The following is a 19,315-nucleotide window of genomic DNA, read 5'->3' on the forward strand; positions in this document are numbered from 1 at the left end:
GGTGCGGGATGGTTCCTTGACGTCACTCTACCGCCAAGTTGGCAATACTGGTGTAACCGATGTGTCGCCTGAGAACCCTAAGATCCCGGGCGGATCCTTACGATCTAGCCTGTAGGCGGCCCACGACGAGGTGGGCCGAGTCGAATCGGACTGGAGATCGAGACGTGTTGGCGTTCATCGGCGACGAAGAGTTCCGCGAGACCCTCCCCGACCGGGAGGAACTGCTCCACGAGGCCGCACAACTGGCCGGATCCGACGCCTCGCTGGCCAGACTGGTAGAGCTCTACTGGAGCCTCGTCGCCGACGACGACCTCGTCGGCCGCAGCGCCCAGCAGCTCCTGGAGACCACCGCCCACCACCGCCGCATGGCCGAGACCCGCGCCCCCGGCGCAGTGGCCCTCGAACTGGACTGCCCCGAAGACGCCGAGGGCCCCGACGCCGCCGCCTCCACCCGGGTCGACATCGTCTGCGACGACTCCCCGTTCCTCGTGGACTCCCTCACCGGCCTGTTCAACAAGCACGGGATCGACATCTCCGTGTTCGTCCACCCGATCGTGCCCGTCACCCGCGACGCGGACGGCACCCTCCAGGAGGCGCCCGCCGCCGAAGGCGGCCGCGCCGAATCCTGGATGCACATCGAGACGCAGCGGGTCGCCGACCCCGCGCTCCTCGCCGAACTCGAGGCCGACATCCTCGAAGTCCTCTCCGACGTCAGCGTCTGCGTCGCCGACTGGCAGGCCATGCGCGGCAAGGCCCTCGAGATCGCCGACGACCTCGACCGCGCCGCCGCGGGCGCGCCCGGCACCACCGCGCTCCCCGTGCCGCCCAAGGACATCGACGACACCGTCGAACTCCTGCGCTGGCTGGCCGACGACAAGTTCACGTTCCTCGGCTTCCGCCAGTACCGCCTCACCGGCGAAGGCGACGATGAAGCGCTCACGCCGCTCGCCGAGACCGGCCTCGGCCTGCTCCGCAAGGCCCCCGTCGGGCCACGCCCGCTCGCCTCGTTCAACACCGACGCGCGCGCCCAGATCGGCGAGCGGCGGCTCCTGGTCATCACCAAGTCGAACGCCCGCTCCACGGTCCACCGCACCTCCTTCATGGACTACATCGGCGTGAAGACCTTCGACGCGAACGGGGAACCCGACGGCGAACTGCGCTTCCTCGGCCTGTTCACCTCCGCCGCCTACCTCTCCAGCGTCACCGAGCTGCCCGTCGTCAAACGCAAGGTCCACGACGTGCTCGAACGCTCCGGCGTCACCCTCTCCTCCCACTCCGGCAAGGACCTCGTCACCGCCCTCGAGACCTACCCGCGCGACGAGCTGTTCCAAGCCCGCACCGACGACCTCTACACGACGGCCATGGGCGTCCTGCGCCTCGCCGGGCGCCGCCGCCTGCGCCTGTTCGCCCGCCGCGACGTGTACGGCCGCTTCTACTCCTGCCTGGTCTACCTGCCCCGCGACCGGTACAACACCGAGAACCGCGAGAAGATCGAGTCCATCCTCAAAAGCCGCCTCTACGGCGTCGACATCAGCTACGACGCCCGCGTCACCGAATCGGTGCTCGCCCGCCTCCACTTCGTCGTCCGCATCGACCCGTTCGTCGACCACCCGCCCATCGACGTCGAGGCGATCCAGGCCGAACTCGCCGACGCCACCCGCTCCTGGGACGCCGACCTCATCCTCCAACTGGACCACCACATCGGCGAAGGCCAGGCCCGCACCCTCGCCAAGCGGTACGCCGGCGCCTACCCGCCCGCGTACAAGGCCGAGCACACCCCCATGGACGCCGCCAAGGACATCGCGGCACTCGAGATGCTCCGCGAGTCCGGCGACATGGAACTGCAGCTGTTCCGCCGCGGCGGCGACGACACCGACGTCCACTTCAAGATCTACGCCCTCAACCAGACCATCGGCCTCTCCGAAGCCCTCCCGGTGCTGCGCCACCTCGGCGTGAAGGTCGCCGAAGAACGCCCGTACCACATCACCCTCGACGAAGCGACCACCATCCACCTCCACGACTTCGGCGTCCAACTCCCCGGCAACGCCGCCGAATCCGTGCCCCAGCTGCGCGTCCGCTTCGAGAACGCCTTCCGCGCCGCCTGGACCGGCGAAGCCGAATCCGACCGGTTCAACGAACTCGTCATCGCCGCCGGCCTCACCTGGCGCCAAGTCGTCGTCCTCCGCGCCCTCGCCAAATACCTCCGCCAATGCGGCTTCGTGTTCTCCCAGGCGTTCATCGCCTCCACCCTCGGCGCCTACCCCGCGATCGCCGCGAACCTCGTGCGCCTCTTCGAAGCCCGCTTCGACCCGCGCGTCGGCGACGACCGGGAAGCCGCCGTCGCCCGCATCGACGCCGACCTTGCCGAAGGCCTCGCCACCGTCCCCAACCTCGACGCCGACCGCATCCTCCGCGCCTTCCTCACCCTCATCCGATCCACCCTCCGCACCTCCTACTTCCAACGCGCCCACACCGGCCGCCCCAAGGAATACGTCGCCTTCAAGTTCGACGCCCGCGCCATCGACTTCCTGCCCAAACCGCGCCCCATGTTCGAAGTGTTCGTCTACTCCCCGAACTTCGAAGGCGTCCACATGCGCTACGGCCGCGTCGCCCGCGGCGGCCTGCGCTGGTCCGACCGCAAAGAGGACTTCCGCACCGAAATCCTCGGCCTCGTCAAAGCCCAAGAAGTCAAGAACACCGTCATCACCCCCGTCGGCGCCAAGGGCGGCTTCGTCCTCAAACGCGCCGACTTCGCCGACCGCGCCGCATTCCAGACCGAAGGCGTCACCCGCTACCGCGAGTTCATCTCCGCCCTCCTCGACATCACCGACAACCGCGACGCCGACAACACCGTCGTCCCCCCGCCGGGCGTCGTCCGCCACGACGGCGACGACCCCTACCTCGTCGTCGCCGCCGACAAGGGCACCGCCACCTTCTCCGACACCGCCAACGCCGTCGCCGCCGAATACGGCTTCTGGCTCGGCGACGCCTTCGCCTCCGGCGGCTCCGTCGGCTACGACCACAAGAAGATGGGCATCACCGCAAGAGGCGCATGGGAATCCGTCAAACGCCACTTCCGCGCCGAAGGCCTCGACACCCAAGCCCAGGACTTCACCGCCGTCGGCATCGGCGACATGGGCGGCGACGTCTTCGGCAACGGCATGCTCCTCTCCGAGCACATCCGCCTCGTCGCCGCCTTCAACCACATGCACATCTTCATCGACCCCAACCCGATCGCCGCCGTCTCCTTCACCGAACGCCGCCGCCTCTTCGACCTCCCCCGATCCACCTGGGCCGACTACGACCCCACCCTCATCTCCGCCGGCGGCGGCGTCTGGGAACGCACCGCCAAATCCATCCCCATCGCACCCGAAGTCCGCACCGCCCTCGGCATCGACGACGACGTCAAGGACCTCACCCCGCCCGAACTCATCCGCGCCATCCTCACCGCCCCCGTCGACCTCCTCTGGAACGGCGGCATCGGCACCTACGTCAAATCCGCGACCCAGACCGACGCCGACGCCGGCGACAAAGCCAACGACGCCGTCCGCGTCAACGGCGAACAGCTCCGCTGCCGCGTCGTCGGCGAAGGCGGCAACCTCGGCTTCACCCAGCTCGGCCGCATCGAATACGCCCAAAGCGGCGGCCCCGAAGGCACCGGCGGGCACTGCAACACCGACTTCATCGACAACTCCGCCGGCGTCGACACCTCCGACCACGAGGTCAACATCAAGATCCTCCTGCGCTCGGCCGCCCTCACCGGACGCATCGACCCCGGCCACCGCGACAAGCTCTTCATGGACATGGCCGACGACGTCGCCGAGGCCGTGCTCGCCGACAACTACGGGCAGAACATGGCGCTGGCGAACGCGAAGCGCCTCGGCACCCGGCTGCTGCCCGTGCACATCCGGCTCATGAAGCACCTGGAGAAGACGGTCGGCCTCGACCGGGAGATCGAAGGGCTGCCCAGCGACAAGCAGCTGAAGGAACGGGTGGCGACGGGCACGGCGCTGACCGAACCGGAGCTGTCGGTGCTCCTGTCGTACGTGAAGATCTGGGCGAAGCGGGCGGTGCTCGACTCGGGGCTCCCCGACGAGGACTGGACGGCGCCGGTGCTGCGGGAGTACTTCCCGGCGCCGCTGCGCGAGCCGTACGCGGACCTCATGGCCGACCACCCGCTGCGGCGCGAGATCGTCGCGACCGCGGTCGTGGGCGAGGCCGTGAACCGGGCGGGCACGACGTTCCTGTTCCGCATCGCCGACGAGACGGGCGCGGACGTGGTCGACGTGATCCGCGCCTACGTGATCATCCGGGACGCGTTCGGGCTGGCCGGGCTGTGGCGGCGCATCGAGGCGCTCGACAACCAGGTGCCGCAGGACGCTCAGATCGCGGGGATGCTCGTGATCCGGCGGCTGCTGGACCGGGGCGTGCGCTGGCTGGTGCAGCACCGGCGGGGGGCGCTCGATGTGGCGGCGGAGTCGGAGCGGCTGCGGCCGGGGCTCGCGGTGCTGCAGCCGCGGCTGCCGGAGCTGCTGCACGACTCGGAGGCGATCGGGTTCGAGCAGTTCTGCGACGAGCTGGAGGAGCAGGGGATGCCCGCGGAGATCGCGCGGGACGCCTCGGCGCCGATCTTCGGGTTCGGCCTGGTCGACGTGGTCGAGGTCGCGCGGGTGTACGAGACGGATCTCCACCAGACCGCGGAGGTGTACTACGGGATCGCGGCGCGCGTGCACTTGGACGCGATCTTGAACGAGATCTCGGCGCTGCCGCGCACGAACCGGTGGCAGACGCTCGCGCGGTCGGCGCTGCGGTACGACCTGTACGGCGCGATGGCGGGCCTGACCGCGAGCGTGATGCAGGCGAAGCCGGGCACGGACCCGGCCGAAGCGGTCGACTCGTGGGCCGAGCGCAACGCCGCCGAGATCGAGCGGATCCACGAGGCGACGGCCGAGGCGTCGCGCTCGGACGAGAAGCTGGCGGTCCTGTCGGTGTCACTGCGCCAGATCAGGAGCCTGGTCGAGACTGAGGGGGAGTAGGCCCGGAGCGGCCGGCGGCCGGGGGTTTCGCGGGCAGGGGCAGAGGCCCCGAGCGCCGTATCGCAGGCCCCCGGTCAAAACCCTGACATGGGGGTACGACAATTTCGTGTCTATTGTGGTGCGTGCCATATTCGCGCGGCGTGCTGCCGGCGGGAGTCGAGCCGCTGGGGCCGTGTTTCGAACCCGGTCACGGCGAATCCGGCGAGCCGTCAACCGGCGGAGCCGAAACCCGGCTTTGGGCGCGACGTTTTCGCACGTGCCGCCGCCCAGGTGCGCGGCGGCCCGCCGCTATTTCGGGTCGCGGTGGGCGTTTACCGATCACCCGTTCGGCTTTCGCGCGCTAGCTGAAGCATTAGCGTGTGGGCTCCCGTGGATAATGTGGGCTCGGAGGAGAAGGAAGTACGAATGCCGAAGAGCCACACCCCCGGGGTGCCGAAACTGCTGCGCGTCCTCAACGACCAGGCCGCGCTGAAGCTCCTGCTGGAGGACGGCCCCCAGACCCGCGCCCAGCTCGCCGAGCGGACCTCGATGTCCAAGGTCACCGCCTCGCAGATGATGGAGCGCCTGCAGAGCCGCGGCCTCGTCGAGGTCGTCGGCTCCAAGTCCGGCGGACGCGGCCCCAACGCGTCCCTGTACGCGGCCGTGCCGACCTTCACCTACGTCGTCGGCATCGAGGTCGGCCCCGTGACCACCAAAGGCGCCTGCGCCGACTTCACCGGCCGCATCGTCGGCCGCGCCGAGATCGACGTCGAGCACTCGACCGACCCCGTCGCCGTGGTCCGCCGCGTCGTCACCGACGCCGTCGCCGACGCCGGCGTCGAAATGTCGAAGGTGCAGCGGATCGTCCTCGGCACCCCCGGCGTCATCGACCCCGCCAGCGGCGACATCGGCTTCTCCTGGAACCTCCCCGCCTGGCACCGCGGCCTGCGCACCGCCCTGAACGAAGAGTTCACCCCCGCCGTCGAGATCGAGAACGACGTGAACCTCGCCTGCCTCGCCGAGCAGCGCTCCGGCGGCGCCGGCGGGGCCACCGACTTCGTGTACGCGTGGTTCGGCGGCGGCCTCGGCCTCGGCGTCATCCTCAACGGCCAGCTCTACCGGGGCGCGTCCGGCGCCGCCGGCGAGATCGGCTTCCTCCCCGTGCCCGGCGGCGACCTCCCCACCGGCGGCGTCGTCACACGCCTCTCCAAAGGCTCGTACCAGCGCGTCATCGGCGGCGACGCCGTCCTCGACATCGGCGCGAAGCACGGCTTCGACGCCACCGACCCCGAAGACGTCCTGGCCGCCGCGATCGCCGCCGGTCCCGAAGGCGCGGCCTGCCTCGACGAGATCGCCCGCGGCATCGCCCTCGGCATCGTCGCCGTCTGCGTCCTCCTCGACCCCACCGTGGTCGTCCTCGGCGGACCGGTCGGCTACGCGGGCGGGCTCGAACTCGCCGGACGCGTCGCCGCCCAGACCTCCCAGCTCGCCCCGGTCAACCCGAGCGTCGTCGCCGGGTCGGTCACCGAGGAGCCGGTCATGCGCGGCGCCATCCTCCACGGCCTCGACGCCGTCCGCGAAAGCCTCTTCGACTGACCACGTCCTCGACCCGACCGGCCCTCGCCTCCGGTCCCCGCGACCGCGACCGACCGACCTTCGAACCGGTCCGGGCGAGAGCCGCGTTCACCGCCCACCGCCTCCGGCCCACGAGGTTCCTCAGCCGCGCCTTGGCATCCGGCTGAGCCCCGACGCCCCGACGCCCCAGCGCCCGCGGCCCGGAACCGAGAACGAAACGCCGCCCGCGGTTCCCCGCGGGCGGCGCTCATCCATCGTCCATCCCATTCGCAGTGCCATGTCACACGGCACATGTCACGCGCCACCGCACGGCACCGGCACCCGATCCCGCAGTGACACGCCACGCGCTACCGCTCACCAGCCCACAACGCCCGCGCAGTGATATGTCACGCGGCACGCGCTACCGGCCGGGCCGCGCCCGGCCGGCAGCGGCTACGCCACGTCGCGGCGCTTGAACGCCCACGTCGCCAAGGCCGCGAACAGGAACACGATCCCGCCCAGCAGCAGCCCGGCCTCGCTCGAAGTGATCACCATGATGTCGGGCTGATCCGAGCTCACATCACTCCAGTCGAACAACTCGACCCGACCCTCGATCCACGCCGACACCCACGTGTACAGCGACAACCGCTCCGGGTACGCCATCTCCAACGCCATGGCCGCGAACCGCACCAACATGTCGCCGACGATCAGATAACCCGCGATGATGCCACCCGAGATCGCCGTATGCCGACCCAGCATCGCCAGCGACGCACCCAGCAAGGTCATCCCGACCGACAGCACCCCAGCGCGAGCGAACTTCTCCAAGTTCTCGTTCCACCACCCGGAGTCCAGATCGCCCACCTCCCCCCGGGCCGCCGCGATCACATACAGCAACCCGAACGCGAGCAGCATCGACACGACCACCGCCGCCGCGCACACCGCAGCCGCCGCGCCCAGCTTCGCCCCCCACACCTTCATCCGGTTCGGGTGCCACAACAGCAGATTCGCCATACCGCCGCTCGACCACTCCGCGCCGATCAGCGACGACGCCAGCATCATCATGACCAGCCCCGCGATGATCGCCACGCCGATGAGGATCAGCGGGCTCTCCGCAGCGAAATCGAACGTGTACGTGTAGATGAGATCCTCGGCAGTCCACATGCCGAACATGTCGGCGCACAGCTCATCGTGCGACATGTCCTCGTAGTACGGCTCCCCCTCGATGAAGCTGTACTCCTCGGTCTCGAAGTACGCCTCGTCGTCCAAGCACTCCTCGTACTCGTAGTTCTCCTCGTTCAACCGGTCGGCCTCGGCCTGCGCGTCGGCCAACTCGGCCTCCGTCGGGCCCTTGCTCGACGTGAACCAGAAGACCGCGGCCAGCACCAGCAGCCCCGCCGCGGCGACGATCCCGAAGACCATGGTCAGACGGCGACGCGCGATACGCCGCAACTCAGCCTTGAACAGATTCACCGCTCGGCCCCTTCCGACTCGACCTGAACCGTCACTTCACCGGCGGACACCGGCGCCGCCGGCGCCTGCGGCACCACGACCGACTCCCCGATCTGGACCGTCTGCCCCGGCACCGGCGCCGTCCCGGTCAACTCCAAGAACACCGACTCCAGGTTCTTCGTCTCCGTCCGCAGCTCCGACAGGTAGATCCCCGCGTCAGCGAGCGTCCTCGTCACCCACGCCGCCTCCGGCGCGCCCTTCACCACGAGCCGATCACGGTCGATCGCAGCGGACACCGCCGCCTTCGACCCCTCCAGACCACTCGACGCCGACACCAACGCCTCAGCCGCCTCCGGCAGCGAAGCCGCATCCGGGAACCGCACGCTCAAGCTCGACTCGCCGTGACCCGCGATGATGTCCGCGACATTCCCGTCCACGATGCGCCGTCCCCTGGAGACGATCGTCATCGAATCGCACAACTGCTGCACCTCCGAGAGCAGATGCGAACTGACCACCACGGTCACACCCTGCGAATGCGCCAGCCACTGCAGCAGCTCCCGCATGTGGTGGATGCCGGCCGGGTCGAGCCCGTTCGCCGGCTCGTCCAGGATCAGCAGCTGCGGCTGCTTCAACAGCGCCTGCGCCACAGCGAGGCGCTGGCGCATGCCCAGCGAGTAGCCCTTCACGGACGCCTTCGCGGCGTCCCTCAAACCGACCTGCTCCAGGACCTCCTCGACACGCGCCTTCGAGACGCCCGTGCTCTCGGCGAGCAGCTGGAGCGTCAGACGCCCGGAGAAGTGCTTGAAGAACTGCGGGGACTCGACGACCGCGCCGATCCGCGACACCACCTCGGGCAGGCGCTGCGGCACCTCCTCGCCGAAGATGCGCATGGTCCCGCCGTCGACGCGGATGAGGCCGAGCAGGGCCCGCAGGGTCGTGGTCTTGCCCGAGCCGTTCGGGCCCAGGAATCCATGCACCTGGCCGGCGGCGACCTCGAGGTCGAGGCCGTCCAAAGCGTTGTGCGGCTGACGGAAGGCCCTCGAATAGGTCTTCCTCAGCCCCGAGATCTCGATGATGGGGGGCATCTGCTCATTCCAGTTAGGACGTACATGGTCAGGTGTTGTCCGGCCGCGTGCGGGGCGACACCGGAGGCGCCTCCCGCCGTCGGGACACGGCGTCCCTATGCAGACGCCGCCGGACGCGGCGTCGTTGCACGGCCCGGGGATCCGCTTCCGCACGCCCAGGGGCGTTCGACCGTGTGTCGTACTCCCACCGCCGAGGCCCGCCCGCGACCGGGCGTCCGGGGTCCGTGGTTTCATTGACCCGTGGCTCAGTCTGAACGCGTCCTCGACCTGTCCGGCGTCACCGTCCGGCGCGGCGGCAACCAGCTCCTCGACGGGGTCGACTGGCAAGTCGACGCCGACCAGCGGTGGGTCGTGCTCGGCCCCAACGGCGCCGGGAAGACGACGCTGCTCAACCTAGCGGCCGCCCGCAACCACCCGACCTCCGGCGTCGTCGAAATCCTCGGCGAACGCCTCGGCCGCGTCGACGTGTTCGAACTGCGCCCCCGCATCGGCCTCACCACCACCCAGGTCGCCGACGCCATCCCCAACGACGAGAAGGCCTTCGACGTCGTCCGCACCGCCGCCTGGGGCATGATGGGCCACTGGCGCGAGGAGTACGACCCGCAGGACGACGAGCGCGCCGCCTCCCTCATGCGCTGGCTCGGCGTCTCGCAGCTCGCCGACCGCCTGTTCGGGACGCTTTCGGAGGGTGAGCGCAAGCGCGTGCTCATCGCCCGCGCGCTCATGACCGACCCCGAGCTGCTGCTGCTCGACGAGCCCGCCGCGGGCCTCGACCTTGGCGCGCGCGAAGCGCTCGTGGCGACCCTCGCCGGCCTCGCCCGCGACGAGGCCGCGCCCGCGCTGGTCCTGGTCACCCACCACGTCGAGGAGATCCCCCCGGGCTTCACGCACGCCCTGGTCCTCTCGGGCGGCGGCGTCATCGCCGCGGGCCCGATCGGCGACGCCCTCACCTCGGAGACCCTCTCCAAGGCCTTCGGCCTCCCGCTCACCCTCACCGCCAACGGCAACCGCTACACCGCCACCGCCGCCTGACCCACACCCGGTGAACCGCGACACCCGAGGTCCAGAACCGCCCGGAAATGTCGCACCCCCGAGTCAGGGTTTTGACCGGGGGCCCGAAACACGGCCCCCAGCGGCTCGGCCCCCGCCCGGAAAACGTCCCCGAACGCGAACATCAATCGGGTTCGTGGGGATGTCGTATCCGCATGTCAGGGTATACATGGGGGACCCGACAGCGGCTTCCTGAAGGCCGGACCCTGCCCGCGTTTTCCCTCCCCAGAGGCTCCCCTCACACGCGCAGCGTTCGTCGGGCCCGGCCGGGCTCGGTTACGCTGACTCGGTGAGATTTCGGTGGTGGCGTGCGACGGTCGTGACGGCCGTCGCCGTTTTCGCGCTCGTCTACCTGGCCGGCCTGAGCCGCCTCGGCGAGGCCGAGGCCGACCAGCTCCACGCGGTCCCGGTCCTCGCGGCCGACCCCGCGGGCGAGCTCGCCGCGCTCCGCGCCGGCGCCCCCGTCGCCGGCGACGACCCCGCCGCCGCGCTCGAGACGGCCCTCGCCGATTCCGCGACCGCCGCCGCCCTCGTCGACGCCGAACCCACCGCCGACTCGGGTGAACTCGGCGCCGCCCTCGCCGAGCTCTACCACGCCGGCGGCGGCCTCGACCCGCTCGATGTCAACGCGTTCTTCACCGGCCTCGGCGACGAGGCCACCGCCTGGCTCGCCGTCCTCTACCCCTCGGTCGTGGCCGAGATGCCCGGCGCTCCCTTCGACGCCCGCATCACCGCGAACCAGCTCATCCTCGAGGCCACCACCACCGCCTCGACCACCTACGACAGCCCCGACCGGCCCTGGACCGACGACGCCGAGCGCCCCGCCCGCGAAGAGCTCAAGGCGCTCGTCGGCACCGACCGCCAGTTCCTCTACCTCGACCCCTACAACAACAACGGCGACGGCTCCTGGATCGAAGTCGTCGGCGACCTCGACACCGCCGCGAACGTCGCGGTCCTCGTCCCGGGCGGCTCGGCCGTCCTCTCCAGCGAGAACTTCGAGCTCTACTACAACCGCGCCAAGTCCTTCGTCGACGCCGCCGACGGCGACCTCGCGATCGTCGTCTGGGCCGCCGCCTCCTGGCCGTCCGGCTGGGTCGAGGAGTCCTGGGCGTCCTGGTCGCAGGTGGCCGCCGAGAGCCTCGCCTCCTTCACGTTCGACCTGCGCAACCAGATCGGCCCGGACCGGCCCCTCACCCTCGCGGGCCACTCGTACGGCGGCGCGGTCATCGGCTACGCCGAGACCTACGACGTCGCGGCCGACCAGGTCCTGCACATCGCGTCCGCCGGCATGGGCAACGACGTGTACAGCCCCGCCGACTACACCGAGCCGTGCCGGCCCCGCTACTCGATCACCGGCCCGGGCGACCCGATCTCGTACGTCCAGGGCATGCCGTACGTGCCGCTCCTCGGCCACGGCGCCGACCCCGACGACTTCCCCGGCAACCGCAACCTCGTCACCGGGAACCTCTCCGACGCCCCCGACGCCGTCGACGACTACGGGCTCAGCCTCGCCGAACAGGGCCTCTCCGGGAAGCCCGTCGAAGGCGTCCACTCGCACTCGGAGATCTTCTACCCCGAGTCGGACGCCTGGAACAACATCTTCAAGGTCCTGCTCAACGAGGCGCCCGAACTCGCCGGCGAGCAGCCCGAACCCTACGAAGCCTGCTCATAGGGCGGGAGCGCGGGGAACGCGAAACGGGCGCCGCATCCGCGACGCCCGCCCCTCGAATCCCCGCCTAGTCCCGTTCGAGCAGCAGCCCGAGGTGCTTCTCCACCACCGGGAGGACCTCCTCGACCGTGACCTCGCGGCCGAGCTCCTGCGACAGGCTCGTCACGTCGGCGTCCGTGATCGCGCACGGCGCGATCCGCTCCCAGTACGACATGTCGGGGTTGCAGTTGAGCGCGAAGCCGTGCATCGTGGTCGCCCACCGCACCCGCACGCCGATCGCGCAGATCTTCCGCTCCGGGCCCTTGTCGTCCTCGGGCAGCCACACGCCCGTCCGGTCGTGCATCCGCCCCCGCGCCGAGGCCACCCCGAACTCGTGGCACACCGCCGCGATGGTGTCCTCGACCCGGCGGACGTAGCCGACGACGTCGACCTTGTTGCGCATCTTCATGATCGGGTACCCGACGATCTGGCCGGGCCCGTGCCAGGTGATCTGCCCGCCGCGGTCGACGGTGACGACCGGGGTGCCGTCCTGCGGCAGCGCCCACGTCTCGGTCCGCCGCCCGGCGGTGTACACGCTCGGATGCTCGAGCAGGAGCACGGTATCGCCGATCTCGTCGTCGATCCGCCGCTGCTGCAGTGCCTTCTGGTAGTCCCAGGCCTCCTGGTAGTCCACCAGGCCGCGCCGTTCGACGGTGATCTTCCCGCCGGCGACGCTCGCGGTTCCCACGGTTGCGGTCATGGATCGACACTAATCCCCGCAGCGCCGCCGCGGCCACCGGAGGCCGCTTGCGTCACGATTGTTCCAGCGATGGGTCGTATCCGTTATGCCCAAGTCGTTCTTTATGATGCTGTTACTTAATTGCCGACTAGTTGCGGCTCTGGCCGCCCCGCTGACCGCGGGTGAGCTGTCACACTACTATTTCCAGGTACTCAAGCCCATCCGCTCGCCCCGCGCCAGTCGAGGGTTGCACACGACAACAGGGACACGAATGGAAGCAACGCAGCCGAAGACACCGATGGTCAGCATCTCCGGGGTCAATAAGCACTTCGGAGACCTGCACGCGCTCAAGGACATCGACCTGACCGTGGAGGACGGCGAGGTGGTGGTCCTCATCGGACCCTCCGGCTCCGGGAAGTCCACCCTCTGCCGCACCATCAACCGGCTCGAGACCGTCGACACCGGCGAGATCACCGTCGCCGGCAAGCCCCTCCCGGCCGAAGGCCGCGCCCTGGCGAACCTGCGCGCCGATGTCGGCATGGTCTTCCAGCACTTCAACCTGTTCGCGCACCTGACGGTGCTGCAGAACATCACCCTCGGCCCGATCAAGGTGCGCCGCACCCCGAAGGCGAAGGCCGAGGCCCGCGCCCGCCAGCTCCTCGAACGCGTGGGCCTCTCGGGCAAGGCCGACGTCTTCCCGTCGCAGCTCTCGGGCGGCCAGCAGCAGCGCGTGGCGATCGCCCGCGGCCTGGCGATGGACCCGAAGATCATGATGTTCGACGAGCCGACCTCGGCGCTCGACCCCGAGATGATCAACGAGGTCCTCGACGTCATGCAGGACCTCGCCCGCGAGGGCATGACGATGGTCGTCGTCACGCACGAGATGGGGTTCGCGCGCCGCGCGGCGAACCGGGTCGTGTTCATGGCCGAGGGCCAGATCGTCGAGACCGCCGCGCCCGACGAGTTCTTCGACAACCCGCAGACCGAGCGCGCCCAGGACTTCCTGTCCAAGGTCATGACCCACTGAGCACCCGCACCACCACCACCACACAGTTCCGCCCCCTTGAGGAAAGGAAACATCCATGCGTACGTTCTTCAAAAGCTCGAGGCGCAGGACCGCGGTCGCAGCAGCGGTAGCCGCTGTCGCCATGTCCCTGGCCGCCTGCTCCGGTGAGGCCAGCCAGGACCAGAAGGAGCAGGAGGAGCTCGAGGACTCGGTCGGCGACTACTCGCTCGCGCAGGCCGAGAACATTCCCGAAGGCCTGATCAAGGACATCCAGGACAAGGGCAGCATCACCGTCGGCGTCAAGTTCGACCAGCCGCTCATCGGCCAGAAGAACACCGCGACCGACAAGATCGAGGGCTTCGACGCCGAGATGGCCCGCCTGCTCACGCAGTACATCTTCGGCTCGGTCGACGAGGAGGGCGACGACGCGAACCTCAAGTTCGTCGAGACGACCTCCCAGAACCGCGAGACCTACATCAACGACGGCACGGTCGACGTGGTCATCGCGTCGTACTCGATGTACCCCGAGCGCCTGGAGAAGTTCGACTTCGCCGGCCCGTACTTCAACACCGGCCAGAACGTGATGGTCCAGGCCTCCAACACCGACATCAACTCGGTCGCCGACCTCGCCGGCAAGGACGTCTGCATCGCCGAGGGCTCGGGCTCGATCGCGAACCTCGAGGCCGAGAACCCGGAGGCCAAGATCACGCCGCTCGCCGACTACGCGGCCTGCGCGCAGGCGCTCGAGAACGGCCAGACCGACGCGGTCAGCACCGACGAGACCATCCTCTACGGCTTCACCGTCGACAAGCCCGACACCTACCGCGTGCTCGACTCCGCCAACATCTTCACCGAGGAGCCCTACGGCGTCGGCATGAAGCTCGGCGAGACCGACGCGCGCCTGTTCATCGACGACATGATCGCCGAGATCACCGCCAACGGCGACTGGGAGAAGGCCTTCAACCTGACCTTCGGCGCGGCCGGCATGCCGATGCCCGCCGAGCTGCCCGTCCCGGACCGCTACGAAGCCAAGTAGCCGGTAACCCGATACCGTTCGGCTGGTCGGCGGCGGCTCAAGCAGCCGCCGCCGACCGCCCTATGGAGGAGTCCGCTTGTTCGACAATTTCGACCTCATGGTCGCGGCCCTGGGCGCGGGCGCATGGACCACGGTGTGGGTCACGCTCGTCAGCTTCACCATCGCCCTCGTCATCGGCACGATCCTCGTGGTCATGCACGTCAGCCCCGCCTGGCCCGCCCGCTGGGCCGCGAACGCCTACACGCAGCTGTTCCGGAACGTGCCGCTCCTGGCCGTCCTGTTCATCATGTACTTCGGCCTGCCCAGCGTTGGGATCGTGGCCGACAGCTGGGTCTGGGCACTGGTCGGCCTCGGCATGTACACCGGCGCGTTCGTCGGCGAGACCCTGCGCTCGGGCATCAACTCGATCCCCCTCGGGCAGGCCGAGGCCGCGCGCTCGATCGGCCTCACGTTCAGCCAGTCGCTGAGCGGCGTCATCCTGCCGCAGGCCGTGCGTGCCGTCATCCCGCCCCTCGGGTCGCTCCTGATCGCCCTGGTCAAGAACAGCGCCCTCGTGCTCGCCATCGGCGTCACCGAACTCACCGCCCAGTCGCGCCGGCTCATCGAGGACAACGAGAGCCGCTTCGACCTGTGGGGGGTCATCATCGGCGTGACCGTCAGCTACCTGCTGATCGCCTTCGCCCTCAGCTACCTCGTGCGGCTCGTCGAACGACGCACCGCCTTCGTCCGATGAGAGCGGGTGACACATGAGCCGACAGAATGAGAGCACAGTCCTGTTCGACGCGCTCGGCCCCAAGGGCAAGCGCAACTCGAACATCGCCTCCGCCGTCTCCGCGGTGGTCATCCTCGGCATCCTGGCCTTCGCGGCCGTGCAGCTCGCCGGCGAGGGCTTCTTCGAGGAGTCGCGGTGGGCCAACCCGCTGGACGTCCTGGTCGTCCAGACCACATGGATCCCCGCGATCATCGACACCCTCACCGCCTTCGCCCTCGGCTCGATCGGCGCACTCCTCCTGGGCACCCTCGTGGGCTTCGGGCGGATCTCGCGGTTCGCCGCGACCCGGTGGGCCTCGACGGTCTACGTGCAGTTCTTCCGGTCCCTGCCGCTGGTGCTGCTCATCTGGATCTCCTTCACCATCGACGGCTACTTCGGGTTCACGACCGAGGTGCTCGGCTGGGACGGCGACGCCCGCCGCCTGACCTTCCTCGTCGTGGGCCTGGCCGTCTACAACGGCGCGGTCCTCGCCGAGATCCTGCGCGCCGGCGTCAACGCCCTGCCCGCGGGCCAGGCCATGGCCGGCTACGCGATCGGCCTGCACCACGGCCAGGTCCAGCGTTTGATCGTCCTCCCGCAGGTGCTGCGGAACATGCTCCCGGCGGTGCTCGCCCAGCTGGTCATCCTGCTCAAGGACACCTCCCTGGGTTATGTGATCACCTACCCCGAGCTCCTGCACTCGGCCAACATCATCGGCCGCGACTACGGGAACTCCTTCCTGCAGGCGCTCATCATCGCCGCGTTCATCTACTTCGTCCTCGCCTACGCGCTCTCCAAGCTCGTGGTCCTGGTCGAGCGCCGCCTGCGCAAGAAGACCGCCGCGCCCGCCGAGAGCGTCCAGCAGATCGAGCAGGCCGCCGTCATCGCCGAATAGCACGTCACACATCACGCATCACGCACTACCGAGGGCCCCGCCGCGAACCGCGACGGGGTCCTCGTCGTTCCCCGGGTCGTTTCCCGGTAGTGCGTGACGCATTACCGCCCACCGCGAAACGACACGCCCGTCACCCGATCGATATGAGGCGCATACGCATTCGCGCCCTGCTAACCTCCTTTTGAAACCAACAACCATTTTCAATTGGTGGGGGACCACAGCATGAAACTCGCCTTCGTCGGCAAGGGCGGCTCCGGCAAGACCACGATGGCCTCGCTCTTCGCACGCCGCGCAGCAGCACTCGGACACCCGGTCATGGCCATCGACGCCGACATCAACCAGCACCTCGCCGCCGCACTCGGCCTCGACCCCGAAGCCGCCGCCATGGGCCCCGTCCTCGGCGAGCACCTGCCCGACATCAAGGACTACCTCCGCGGCGCCAACCCGCTCATCCCCAGCACCGACCTCATGCTCAAGACCACGCCCCCCGGACCGGGCTCCCGCCTCCTCACCGTCCGCGAGGCCAATCCCGTCTTCGACACCCTCTTCACCGAACACGAAGGCATCCGCTTCGCCGCCACCGGCGGCTTCGTCGACGACGACCTCGGCGTCTCCTGCTACCACTCCAAGGTCGGCGCCGTCGAACTCCTCCTCAACCACCTCGTCGACGCCACCGACGAATTCGTCATCGTCGACATGGTCGCCGGCGCCGAAGCCTTCGCCTCAGGCATGTTCACCCGCTTCGACCACACCTTCCTCGTCTGCGAACCCACCCTCCGCAGCGTCGGCGTCTACAAGCAGTACCTCGGCTACGCCGAAGACTACGATGTCCGCATCTCCGTCATCGGCAACAAGATCGACGACGAAGACGACGTCGCCTTCCTCCGCGAGCACGTCGGCGACGCCCTCATCGGCTGGTGCTCCCGCTCCCGCTACGTCAAAGCCGCCGAACGCGGCAGCGTCGGCCCCGTCGCCGACCTCGAACCCCGCAACCTCGCCGTGCTCGACGCCGCCCGCGAACGCGCCGTCAGCGGCGGCAAGGACTGGGCCAAGTTCACCCGCCAAGCCCACGAATTCCACCGCAAGGCCGCCCTGGCCTGGGGGAACGACCGCGCGGGAGTGGACCTTGCCGACCAGATCGTGCCCGACTTCGTGCTCGGGGAGCACCTGCTCCGGGCCCAGACCGTCTGACCGGCGGGGCCGCCCAGCGCCGTGCGGCCTCCCGGGTGCTCGGGGCCGGGCTGAAATTTTCAGGACCTCTCTGCGTCGATTACCCGACAGCGGAGGGTCACCGGGACCGAGCACAATGAACCGATTCGAACCGAGAGGAGAACGCATGTCCCTTGACGTCTCTGAAGACCTGCTCGCCAAGGCCGAGGCAGGGGAGGTCGGCGACGCCGACTTCATCGACTGCGTGAAGCAGTCGCTGCCGTTCGCGTGGGAACTCATCGCGAAGGTGGTGAACGACCTGAAGAACGGGGTCGTCTCGTCCAGCGGCTCGACCCAGTTCGCCGACAACACCACGCCGCCGCCGGACGAGCAGGCGCGCGGGCAGCTGCTGCGGGTGCTCGCCTCGGACTCGATGCGCGGTGCGCTGGAGCGCCACTACGGCGTGAAGCTCGCGTTCCAGAACTGCCACCGGATCGCGGCGTTCCCGATGGCGGAGGTCGACTCGGACACGTACCGCAAGTTCATCTCCCCGCGCGGGCAGCTGCTCAACCAGTCGCCGGAGCTGCGCGACTGCTGAGCCGCACAGCTCGACCTGTTGCGACGCAAGTTGAACGGGCCGACGGGACGCACGTCCCGCCGGCCCGTTCGGCGTTCACGCCGGGCGGCGGGTGATGAGGAAGTCCCGCACGAGCTCCTCGCCCTGCTTCACCAAGGGCCGCAGGATCTTCAGGCGGGAGAGGGCGACGACGCGGGCGGCGAGGGGCGCGGTGCGCTGCGCGAGCTCGCGCGACTTCTCCTGGCCGGGGGAGTTGTCGTACACCCAGTAGAGGACCACGACCATCTGGTGGAGCCACAGCATCTCGGGGAGGATGTCCGCCATGTCCTTGGGCACCTTGGTCTTCGAGCCTTCGAGGACTTCGCGGTAGAGCGCGATGTCGCGGTCGCGGCTCTCGGTCGAGTCTTCGGAGAAGGGGCTGAGCGGGCTGGCGGGGTCGGCGGCGTTCCTGAAGAACTGGCCCGCGAACGCGTGGTAGGGCCCGGCGATGTCGAGCCAGGCGAGCAGCGCCGCCTCGATCCGCTCGGCCAGGGTCTCCTTGCCGTCGAGCAGGCGCGGGGTCAGTTCGGCGTGGCGGGTGGTGGCCTGCTCGTAGAAGCCCTGGATGAGGTGTTCTTTGGACTTGAAGTAGTAGTACGCGTTGCCCACGGACACACCGGCCTCGGCGGCGATCGCGCGCATCGTGGTCTTGTCGTAGCCGCGTTCGGCGAACATGTCGAGCGCGGTGTCGATGATGCGCTGCCGCGTCCGCTCGCCCTTCGATGAGGGGCGGGCGGACGCGTCGGAGGACTCGGATTCGGTGCTCACGCAGGCGATCCTACTTGGGTCAGGCGCCGTACGGCTGCGGCCGCTGGGGCGGGGTCGGCGGTTCGAGGGTGGCGAGGGCGCGGGCGTCGACGTGGCCGCGCTTGCGGAAGCCGTTGAGCACGACCACGTTGAGCACGTGGAGGACGCCGAGGACGAGGAGCACGGCGCCGATCTTGACGGCGACGGTCTCGAAGACGCCGCGTGCGTCGTGGACGGGCTGGGCGGTGCGCAGCCACAGGGCCACGAACCCGAAGTTGAGGAGGTAGAAGCCGACTTGGAGGAGTTTGTTGACGGCCTGGGCCAGCTGCTCGTCGCCGGAGAAGACGTCCTTGATGAAGTGGAAGCCGTTCGCGCCGAGGGTGCGGGCGACCCAGACGGTGAGCGGGATGGCGACGAGGAGGTAGGCGATGTAGCCGACGACTGCCAGGTCCATGACAGTGCTCCGTTCTGTGCGGGGGTGGTGCAGGGCTTGAGTTGAACATGTTCAACTACGGGTCGACGCTACACCCGATTCTTGAACATGTTCAAGACCGATGGGGAAATATGGCGGACGA

The 19,315-nt window shown here is 69.1% G+C and carries 15 protein-coding genes; 10 read left to right on the forward strand and 5 right to left on the reverse strand.

Translation table 11 applies throughout. The annotated features are described in order from the left end of the window. Positions 1–164 precede the first annotated feature (164 nt). Complete coding sequence (locus AB0K52_RS07345; protein WP_363527500.1) at positions 165–5,036, forward strand: NAD-glutamate dehydrogenase; 4,872 nt, start codon at positions 165–167, stop codon at positions 5,034–5,036. A 405-nt stretch (positions 5,037–5,441) separates the two neighbouring features. Continuing rightward, positions 5,442–6,611 carry an ROK family transcriptional regulator gene (locus tag AB0K52_RS07350; RefSeq protein WP_363527502.1) on the forward strand — a complete coding sequence of 390 codons (1,170 nt, stop codon included), beginning with the start codon at positions 5,442–5,444 and terminating at the stop codon, positions 6,609–6,611. Between the two features lie 411 nt (positions 6,612–7,022). Here the strand turns inward: AB0K52_RS07350 and AB0K52_RS07355 are convergent, their stop codons facing one another. Next, on the reverse strand, positions 7,023–8,039 hold the full coding sequence (locus AB0K52_RS07355) for an ABC transporter permease subunit (protein ID WP_363527505.1): 1,017 nt from the start codon (positions 8,037–8,039) through the stop codon (positions 7,023–7,025). Further along, positions 8,036–9,103, reverse strand: coding sequence for an ABC transporter ATP-binding protein (locus tag AB0K52_RS07360; RefSeq protein ID WP_363527508.1), 1,068 nt, complete (start codon positions 9,101–9,103; stop codon positions 8,036–8,038). The genes AB0K52_RS07355 and AB0K52_RS07360 overlap by 4 nt, the downstream gene beginning before the upstream one ends. A 240-nt stretch (positions 9,104–9,343) precedes the next feature. Between AB0K52_RS07360 and AB0K52_RS07365 the strand changes: the two genes are divergently transcribed. Next, positions 9,344–10,135, forward strand: a complete 792-nt coding sequence (locus AB0K52_RS07365) for an ABC transporter ATP-binding protein (RefSeq protein WP_363527511.1) — start codon at positions 9,344–9,346, stop codon at positions 10,133–10,135. A 307-nt stretch (positions 10,136–10,442) separates the two neighbouring features. Next, complete coding sequence (locus AB0K52_RS07370) at positions 10,443–11,825, forward strand: alpha/beta hydrolase (protein ID WP_363527514.1); 1,383 nt, start codon at positions 10,443–10,445, stop codon at positions 11,823–11,825. 64 nt (positions 11,826–11,889) lie between these two features. On the opposite strand, the gene lipB is transcribed toward AB0K52_RS07370, so the two are convergent. Then, entirely contained in the window at positions 11,890–12,561 is a 672-nt protein-coding gene (lipB, locus tag AB0K52_RS07375; protein WP_363527517.1) for a lipoyl(octanoyl) transferase LipB, read from the reverse strand. A gap of 250 nt (positions 12,562–12,811) precedes the next feature. Between lipB and AB0K52_RS07380 the strand changes: the two genes are divergently transcribed. From AB0K52_RS07380 to AB0K52_RS07405, 6 genes are all read left to right on the forward strand, one after another. Further along, positions 12,812–13,567 carry an amino acid ABC transporter ATP-binding protein gene (locus tag AB0K52_RS07380; protein WP_363527520.1) on the forward strand — a complete coding sequence of 252 codons (756 nt, stop codon included), beginning with the start codon at positions 12,812–12,814 and terminating at the stop codon, positions 13,565–13,567. Positions 13,568–13,622: 55 nt separating this feature from the next. Continuing rightward, positions 13,623–14,582, forward strand: coding sequence for a glutamate ABC transporter substrate-binding protein (locus tag AB0K52_RS07385; RefSeq protein WP_363527523.1), 960 nt, complete (start codon positions 13,623–13,625; stop codon positions 14,580–14,582). Positions 14,583–14,658: 76 nt separating this feature from the next. After that, positions 14,659–15,315, forward strand: coding sequence for an amino acid ABC transporter permease (locus AB0K52_RS07390; RefSeq protein WP_363527526.1), 657 nt, complete (start codon positions 14,659–14,661; stop codon positions 15,313–15,315). A 13-nt stretch (positions 15,316–15,328) separates the two neighbouring features. Then, positions 15,329–16,228 carry an amino acid ABC transporter permease gene (locus tag AB0K52_RS07395; RefSeq protein WP_363527529.1) on the forward strand — a complete coding sequence of 300 codons (900 nt, stop codon included), beginning with the start codon at positions 15,329–15,331 and terminating at the stop codon, positions 16,226–16,228. Positions 16,229–16,450: 222 nt separating this feature from the next. Beyond that, a complete protein-coding gene (locus AB0K52_RS07400) occupies positions 16,451–17,419 on the forward strand; it encodes an ATP-binding protein (RefSeq protein WP_363527532.1) in 969 nt (322 codons plus the stop codon). Positions 17,420–17,564: 145 nt separating this feature from the next. Next, complete coding sequence (locus tag AB0K52_RS07405) at positions 17,565–17,975, forward strand: SCO5389 family protein (RefSeq protein ID WP_363527535.1); 411 nt, start codon at positions 17,565–17,567, stop codon at positions 17,973–17,975. 75 nt (positions 17,976–18,050) lie between these two features. Here AB0K52_RS07405 and AB0K52_RS07410 read toward each other — a convergent pair whose 3' ends face one another. Both AB0K52_RS07410 and AB0K52_RS07415 read right to left on the reverse strand, forming a co-directional pair. Further along, on the reverse strand, positions 18,051–18,761 hold the full coding sequence (locus AB0K52_RS07410) for a TetR family transcriptional regulator (protein WP_208494072.1): 711 nt from the start codon (positions 18,759–18,761) through the stop codon (positions 18,051–18,053). 19 nt (positions 18,762–18,780) lie between these two features. Next, positions 18,781–19,194, reverse strand: coding sequence for a hypothetical protein (locus tag AB0K52_RS07415; RefSeq protein WP_363527538.1), 414 nt, complete (start codon positions 19,192–19,194; stop codon positions 18,781–18,783). Positions 19,195–19,315 lie beyond the last annotated feature (121 nt).

The organism is Glycomyces sp. NPDC049804 (genome assembly GCF_040674615.1).
GTDB lineage: Bacteria > Actinomycetota > Actinomycetes > Mycobacteriales > Micromonosporaceae > Glycomyces > Glycomyces niveus.

Coding starts and splice junctions, on each gene's coding strand:
- AB0K52_RS07350 (WP_363527502.1), top strand. CDS start 5,442: ATGCCGAAGAGCCACACCCCCGGGGTGCCGAAACTGCTGCGCGTCCTC.
- AB0K52_RS07360 (WP_363527508.1), bottom strand. CDS start 9,103: ATGCCCCCCATCATCGAGATCTCGGGGCTGAGGAAGACCTATTCGAGG.
- lipB (WP_363527517.1), bottom strand. CDS start 12,561: ATGACCGCAACCGTGGGAACCGCGAGCGTCGCCGGCGGGAAGATCACC.
- AB0K52_RS07380 (WP_363527520.1), top strand. CDS start 12,812: ATGGAAGCAACGCAGCCGAAGACACCGATGGTCAGCATCTCCGGGGTC.
- AB0K52_RS07385 (WP_363527523.1), top strand. CDS start 13,623: ATGCGTACGTTCTTCAAAAGCTCGAGGCGCAGGACCGCGGTCGCAGCA.
- AB0K52_RS07395 (WP_363527529.1), top strand. CDS start 15,329: ATGAGCCGACAGAATGAGAGCACAGTCCTGTTCGACGCGCTCGGCCCC.
- AB0K52_RS07400 (WP_363527532.1), top strand. CDS start 16,451: ATGAAACTCGCCTTCGTCGGCAAGGGCGGCTCCGGCAAGACCACGATG.
- AB0K52_RS07405 (WP_363527535.1), top strand. CDS start 17,565: ATGTCCCTTGACGTCTCTGAAGACCTGCTCGCCAAGGCCGAGGCAGGG.
- AB0K52_RS07415 (WP_363527538.1), bottom strand. CDS start 19,194: ATGGACCTGGCAGTCGTCGGCTACATCGCCTACCTCCTCGTCGCCATC.